The organism is Zavarzinia sp., from assembly GCF_049306435.1.
Classification (GTDB): Bacteria; Pseudomonadota; Alphaproteobacteria; order Zavarziniales; family Zavarziniaceae; genus Zavarzinia.
In genome coordinates this window covers 1-6,639 of the sequence record NZ_JBAQRT010000076.1, presented here as the reverse complement: position 1 = coordinate 6,639, position 6,639 = coordinate 1, and the positions used below count along the sequence as shown (strand labels likewise).

Genomic DNA, 6,639 nt, shown 5'->3' with positions numbered 1-6,639 from the left:
GCCGCGGACCGCACCGCGAATGCCTACCGGCCCTGGCCGATCCTGCAGGCGCCGTTCCATGCGGTGCCGGTCTGCGCCGGTGTCACCTACACCATGGGCGGCATCGCCATCGATGCTGGCGCCCGGGTGCTGGACACCGCCGGCCAGGTCATTCCCGGCCTGCTGGCGGCGGGCTCCTGCACCGGCGGCCTCGAGGGCGGCAGCAAGGCGGGCTATTCGGGCGGCCTGTCCAAGGCCAGTGTTTTCGGCCTGATCGCGGGCGAGACGATGGTGGCCTCGCTCGCCGCCCCCGTCGCCCGGCGGGCCTGAGGGGAGGGCGGCATGACCCAGGCGAAATACGATCGCGAAGTCGATCTTCTGGTCGCGGGCGCGGGGCCGGGCGGCATGACGGCGGCCCTGGTCGCCGGCCTCGAAGGTCTCGATGTCCTGATCGCGGAAAAGAGCGAGCAGGTCGGCGGCACCGCCTCCACCTCCGCCGGGACCCTGTGGATCCCGGGCAACCGGCCGAGCCTCGACGCCGGCTGGCAGGACAGCGCGGCCGAGGCGGAGCGTTACATGGACGCGCTGACCGGCGGTCCGCAGGCGGCGAACCGCACCCTGCGCACGGCCTATCTGGCGACGGGGCCGGAAGCGATCGATTATCTGATGCAGCGTACAGAGGTGCAGTTCGCACCCTGCGGCCGGCATCCCGATTACCGGTCCAATCGGCCGGGCGCCGCCGTGACTGGCCGCGCCATCGTCGCCCGCATGTTCGATGGTCGCCGCCTCGGCCCCGATTTCGAGAGGGTGCGCCCGCCGATCGCGGAATTCATGGTCTTCGGCGGCATGATGGTGGGCAAGGACGATATTCCCCGCCTGATCAACCGCTTCAGGTCGGTCGGCAATTTCCTCCATGCCGGGCGGCTGTTCGCGCGATATCTCGCCGATCGCCTGCGCTATTCCCGGGGCACGAGGGTGGTGATGGGCAATGCCCTGGTCGCCCGTCTCTACTACAGCCTGAAGCAGATCGACGTGCCCGTGCTTTTCGGCGCCGGCATAAGAGAGCTGATCCGGGGGCCGCGCGGTGGCATCGAGGGCGCGGTGCTGGACACCGCGTCGGGGCCGCTCCGGGTGCGGGCCCGGCGCGGCGTCGTGCTGGCGACCGGCGGCTATGCTCATAACCAGGCCCTGCGCGATGTCTTCATGCCGAAGCCGGTGGCGCGGCGCTCGCTGGCCGCGGGCAGCGACACCGGCGACGGCATCATGCTGGGCAAGGGCATCGGCGCCCGCATCGCGCCCGAGGAACATGGCACCGGTGCCTTCTGGACCCCGGTCTCGGTCACCCGCCGGAAGGATGGCGGCACCGGCCTGTTCCCCCATCTCTCCCTCGACCGGGCGAAGCCGGGCCTGATCGCGGTCAATCGCGAGGGCCGGCGTTTCGTCGATGAAGGCGCCTCCTATCACGACTTCGTCGAGGCGATGTATGCGATGCAATCGATCCCGGCCCATCTGATCTGCACCGCCGGTTTCGTGCGGAAATACGGCATCGGCCCGGTCTATCCCGGGACCGGCAACCTGAAGCCCTTCGCCGACAGCGGCTACCTCACGCTGGCGCCGACGATCGAGGAACTGGCGCGGCGGATCGGCGTCGATCCCGCGACCCTGGCCGCGACCGTCCGCCGCCACAATAATTTCGCGCGGCAGGGCCGGGACGATGATTTCGGCAAGGGCGAGAGCGAATTGTCGCGTTTCAACGGCGATGCCGCCAATACGCCCAACCCCTGCCTCGCCCCGATCGAGAGCGGTCCCTTCGTCGCGGTCGAGGTCTTCCCGGCCGAGATCGCCTGTTCGACCGGCCTGTCGACCGATATCGACGCCCGCGTGCTCGACGCCGCCGGCGAGGTGATCCCCGGTCTATACGCCTGCGGCAACGACATGGCCTCGATCATGGCCGGCACCTATCCGGGGCCGGGTACCACGCTTGGCCCCGCCATGGTCTTCGCCTATCGCGCCGCCCGCCACGCGGCCGGTCTCACCGCGGTCCAGAAATCCGAACAGCGTCTGCGCGCCGTCTGAAAAATCATCAGCGAGGAAACCCCATGACCCGAGATTTCCCCCTTACCGCCGCCGGAGGTGACGCATGCTCGTCCACGTCCTGAACGGCCTCGTCCACGGCGGCATGCTCTACATCATGTCGGTCGGCCTCGTGATGATCTTCGGGCTGCGCCGGGTGGTGAATTTCGCCCATGGCGCGCTCTACATGCTCGGCGCCTATGTCGGTTACACGGCGGCGATGGCCTTCGGCTTCTGGGTCGCCCTGCCGGCGGCGGCGCTGGTGCTCGCGGCTCTGGGCGTCATTCTCGACCGCACCGTCTTCCGCACCCTCCAGAAGGAAGATCCGATCGTCACCGTGCTCGTCACCTTCGGCATCCTGCTGGTGCTCGAGGATGTGGTGCGCACGATCTGGGGCAAGGATCTGATCAGCTTCCCGATGCCCGACCTCCTGTCCGGTTCGATCGCGATCGGCGAGATTACCTTTCCCGTCTATCGCCTCGCCGTGATCGGCGCCGCCATCCTGGTCGCCGGCGGTCTCAGCGCCTGGCTGCGCCTGACCCGCGCCGGCCTCTATGTCCGCGCCTCCAGCGTCGATCCGGTGACGACCGCGATGCAGGGTGTCGATACCGAACGCCTGTCCATGCTGGTGGTCGCGGTCGGCACCGGCCTCGCCGGCCTGTCCGGCGTGATCGCGGCGCCGCTGATCGCGCTTTCCCCCTCCATGGGGGCGTCGATCCTCATCGAAAGTTTCATCGTCGTCGTCACCGGCGGCCTCGGCTCCTTCGCCGGGGCTTTCGTCGCCGCGCTGGTGATCGGCCAGCTGCACAACCTCGGGGTCGTCTACACGCCCAATGTCGCTTCGATGATCCCGCTCGTCCTGATGGTCGCGGTGCTGATCTGGCGGCCGAACGGCATCGTGAGGAGCGCCCACTGATGACCGAGAGAACCGACATCATGCCCGCACCCGCCTTCCGTCTCGGCCGTGGCTTGGGCTTCCCGGCCGGCCTCGCCCTCGTCGCCGTCATCGGCGCCCTGCTGCCCGGCCTCGCCGGCTCGCCCCTGCTGACCACCCTGCTGACCCAGGGCACGATCACGGCGATCCTGGCGACCGGGGTCGGCTTCCTGATCCGGCAGAATGGCCTCGTCAGCTTCGGCCATGCCCTGTTCTACGGCGGCGCGGCCTATCTGGTGGCGCTCGCCATGGAACACGACGTGGTCTCGACCGAGGTCGCGGTGATCGCCGCCATCGTGCTGCCCACGATCTTCGCCTTCCTGATCGCCTTCATCATGCTGCGGGTGGCCGGCGTCGCCTTCTCCATGCTGACGCTGGCGGTCGCCCAGGCCGGGTTCGAGCTGGTGATGCGCTGGCGCAGCCTCGCCAATGGCGAGGACGGCATCGCCGTCCGCCTGCCCGAGACGGTCTTCGGCATTCCGGTTTCGGTGTTCCAGCGCCCGGAAAGCATGTTCCTGATCTGCTGGGGCGTGCTCATGGTGATCCTGCTCGGTCTCTGGCTGCTCGGGCGGTCCCATTTCGGCACGCTCACCCTGGCGATCCAGGGCAACGAGGAACGCGCCCGCTTCATCGGCTACGAGACCATGGTGCCGCGCGCGCTGGTCTATGCCCTGTCCGCCGGGATCGCGGCGATCGGCGGCGTGCTCTTCGCCGGTTACAACGGCTTCGTGACGCCCGACACCACCCATTGGACCCATTCGGGCGAGGCGCTGGTCATGGCGATCATCGGCGGCGCCCGCACGGTCTGGGGGCCGGCCCTGGGCGCCATGCTCTATTTCTTCGTGCGGGATGCGGCGGGCAGCATCACCGACCATTGGCCGGCGATCATCGGCGTCACCCTCATCATCGTCACCGTCGCCCTGCCTTCCGGTATCGGCGGCGCGATCGGCAACCTCGCCCGCCGGGCCTTCGGAGGTCGTCATGGCTGAAGCCTATAGTCTCGAGGCGACCGGCCTCACCCGGCGCTACGGCGGCTTCGCCGCGCTCGACAATGTCTCGATCGCGCTGCGGCCGGGCGAGATCCGGGGCCTGATCGGCTCCAACGGTGCCGGCAAGTCCACCTGCATGGACGTGCTGTGCGGCCGGGGCGCCAACCCGATCGGCAAGGTGCTGCTCGAGGGCCGCGACCTCTCGGCGGCGAGCGAGAGGGCGAGGCGCCGCGCCGGCCTCGCCCGGTCGTTCCAGAAGACCAACATCTTCCCGGATCTGACCGTGCGCCAGCAGGTGGCGCTCGCCGCCCGCAACGCCGAAAACGACAACACGGAAGACGTGCTGCGCGAGATGCAGCTGCTGCCCCATGCCGAGCGGCGGGCGGCCGATATCTCCTATGGCGACCAGCGCCGGGTCGATATCGCGCTGTCCCTCGTCGGCCATCCCAAGGTCCTGCTGCTCGACGAGCCGGCGGCGGGGCTGACCATGGGGGAATCGCTGGCGCTCGCCCATCTTTTGCGCGACCTCGCGGCCCGCTGGAACCTGACGGTTCTCCTCGTCGAGCACGACATGGAGGTGATCTTCTCGATCTGCCGCCGGATCACCGTGCTGCATCTCGGCAAGATCCTGACCGAGGGCACGCCCGAGGAAGTGCGGGCCAATCCCGAAGTGATCAAGGCCTATCTGGGGAGTGCGGTGGCATGAGCCTGCTGGCGCTGGACAATGTCGACGCGGCCTATGGCCGGGCCCGCGTGCTGCACGATGTCTCCCTCTCGGTCTCGAAGGGCGAGCGGGTGGCGATCCTCGGCCGCAACGGCGTCGGCAAGACGACCGTGGTCAACACCTGTCTTGGCCTTGCCGCGCTGAAGAAGGGTCATGTCTCCTTCGGCGGGCAACGGATCGGGACGCTGCGCACCTTCACCGCCGCCCGGGCCGGGCTTTCGGTGGTGCCCCAGGGCCGGCGCATCGTGCCGGGCCTGACGGTGCGCGAGAATCTGCTGCTGGGCGCCGCGCCCAACCGCAAGGGGCCGTGGCACGTCGAGGCGGTCTTCGACCTCTTCCCGATCCTGCGGGAGCGGGCCGAGACGCCGGGCACGGCGATGAGCGGCGGTCAGCAGCAGATGCTGGCGATCGGCCGGGCGCTGATGGCCAATCCCGATCTCCTGATCCTCGACGAGCCGAGCGAGGGCCTTGCCCCCGTCGTCGTCGACGATCTGGGCGACACGCTGGTCAAGCTCGCCGGGGCCGGGACCTCCATCCTCCTGATCGAGCAGAACTTCGGCCTCGTCCGCAAGGTCGCGGAGCGTTACTACGTCCTCGCCAAGGGATCGGTGGTCGAGGACGGAAAGCTCGCCGGGCTTTCCATGGAAACACTGAAGAAACACGTCGCCGTCTGAACAAGGCGATCGAAAAGACCATCAACGGGAGGAAGACCATCATGCTCATCAACCGGCGTACCCTGCTCGCGGGTTCCGCGGGCGCCGCCCTGCTGACCGCCGTCCGGCCGCGCTTCGCGCGGGCCGCGGATCCCTTGCGCATCGGCATCCCGACCGCGCTGACCGGGCCTTATGGCGACCTGGGCGAACAGGCGCGCCGCGCCGTCACCATCGCGGTCGACGAGGCGAACGCGGCCGGCGGCGTCGACGGCCGCCCGGTCGAGGTCCGCTTCCTCGACACCCAGGCCAAGGCCGAGATGGCGCGCCAGCAGGCGGAGAAACTGGCCCTGTCCGGCTTCAACATCATGGCCGCGTCCATCGCCTCGGGCGAGGTGCTGGCGATCGGCCCGATGCTGGAGCGCTGGGACGCGCTCTATGTCGCGACCATCTCCAAGGCGGACGACATCACCGGCAAGGCTTGCGGCCGCCGCCTGTTCCGGGTCAATCACCCGGATGCCGCCGATGCCGCGGTGGTCATGCCCTGGCTCGCCACCAGGGAAGAGAAGGACTGGGCCATCATGGGCTCCGACACCGCCTGGGGCCGCAACTCGGGCGCCAGCTTCGCCAGGGCCGCGGCCGCCAACGGGCGCAACGTGGCGGCGGAAGGTTACGCCAGCCTCGGCAACAATGATTTCGCGCCCTATATCCAGAAGATCGCGGAATCCGGGGCCAAGGGCCTGTGGGTCGCACTGGCCGGCCGCGACGCGGTGAATTTCGCGACCCAGGCCAAGCAGTTCGGCCTCCTCGACAAGGTGTTCACGGCGGGGGTCAGTTTCGCCACCGACAATACGGTGAAGACGCTGGGCGAGGTGGCCAAGGGCATCTGGGGCGTGATCAATTACAGCTCCACCCTCGATACGCCGGCCAACAAGGATTTCGTCGCCCGCTGGGCCGCGAAATACCCGGGCACCGCTCCCAGCAATTTCGAGGGCGAGACCTATGTCGGGATGCAGGTGATCTTCCAGGCGGTGAAGAAGGCGGGCAGCGTGAAGCCGGCCGAGGTCGCCGCGGCGATGGAGGGCGCCACCTTCGACACGCTGTTCGGCGCGCAGCTCATGCGCAAGGAAGACCACCAGCTGGTGGTGCCGAATTTCTTCGGCGTGGTGAAGGAACACGAAGGCACGCTGAAGCCCGTGATCACCATGACCGTGCCGGCGGAACAGGCGATGCCGACCCCGAACCCCGAGTGCAAGCTGTAAGTCCATCCGGTCGCGCCCGGCCTCGGGC

General features: G+C 68.7%; 7 protein-coding genes. All 7 read left to right on the top strand.

Going from position 1 to position 6,639, the window contains the following annotated elements:
- Positions 1-309, top strand: a 309-nt coding sequence (locus WAZ62_RS03900) for an FAD-binding protein (protein ID WP_422642215.1), incomplete at its 5' end; no start/stop codon positions are given.
- Positions 310-321: 12 nt separating this feature from the next.
- Positions 322-2,055, top strand: coding sequence for an FAD-binding protein (locus WAZ62_RS03895; RefSeq protein WP_422642214.1), 1,734 nt, complete (start codon positions 322-324; stop codon positions 2,053-2,055).
- 64 nt (positions 2,056-2,119) lie between these two features.
- Positions 2,120-2,968: a branched-chain amino acid ABC transporter permease gene (locus tag WAZ62_RS03890; RefSeq protein WP_422642213.1), complete on the top strand. Its 849-nt coding sequence runs from the start codon at positions 2,120-2,122 to the stop codon at positions 2,966-2,968.
- Positions 2,968-3,975 (top strand): branched-chain amino acid ABC transporter permease, encoded by a 1,008-nt coding sequence (locus WAZ62_RS03885; RefSeq protein ID WP_422642212.1) that lies wholly within the window; start codon positions 2,968-2,970, stop codon positions 3,973-3,975. Before WAZ62_RS03890 ends, WAZ62_RS03885 begins: the two co-directional genes overlap by 1 nt.
- Positions 3,968-4,681, top strand: a complete 714-nt coding sequence (locus WAZ62_RS03880; protein WP_422642211.1) for an ABC transporter ATP-binding protein — start codon at positions 3,968-3,970, stop codon at positions 4,679-4,681. Before WAZ62_RS03885 ends, WAZ62_RS03880 begins: the two co-directional genes overlap by 8 nt.
- Positions 4,678-5,373 (top strand): ABC transporter ATP-binding protein, encoded by a 696-nt coding sequence (locus tag WAZ62_RS03875; RefSeq protein WP_422642210.1) that lies wholly within the window; start codon positions 4,678-4,680, stop codon positions 5,371-5,373. Before WAZ62_RS03880 ends, WAZ62_RS03875 begins: the two co-directional genes overlap by 4 nt.
- A gap of 41 nt (positions 5,374-5,414) precedes the next feature.
- Positions 5,415-6,611 (top strand): ABC transporter substrate-binding protein, encoded by a 1,197-nt coding sequence (locus WAZ62_RS03870; RefSeq protein WP_422642209.1) that lies wholly within the window; start codon positions 5,415-5,417, stop codon positions 6,609-6,611.
- Positions 6,612-6,639 lie beyond the last annotated feature (28 nt).

Coding starts and splice junctions, on each gene's coding strand:
- WAZ62_RS03895 (WP_422642214.1), top strand. CDS start 322: ATGACCCAGGCGAAATACGATCGCGAAGTCGATCTTCTGGTCGCGGGC.
- WAZ62_RS03890 (WP_422642213.1), top strand. CDS start 2,120: ATGCTCGTCCACGTCCTGAACGGCCTCGTCCACGGCGGCATGCTCTAC.
- WAZ62_RS03885 (WP_422642212.1), top strand. CDS start 2,968: ATGACCGAGAGAACCGACATCATGCCCGCACCCGCCTTCCGTCTCGGC.
- WAZ62_RS03880 (WP_422642211.1), top strand. CDS start 3,968: ATGGCTGAAGCCTATAGTCTCGAGGCGACCGGCCTCACCCGGCGCTAC.
- WAZ62_RS03875 (WP_422642210.1), top strand. CDS start 4,678: ATGAGCCTGCTGGCGCTGGACAATGTCGACGCGGCCTATGGCCGGGCC.
- WAZ62_RS03870 (WP_422642209.1), top strand. CDS start 5,415: ATGCTCATCAACCGGCGTACCCTGCTCGCGGGTTCCGCGGGCGCCGCC.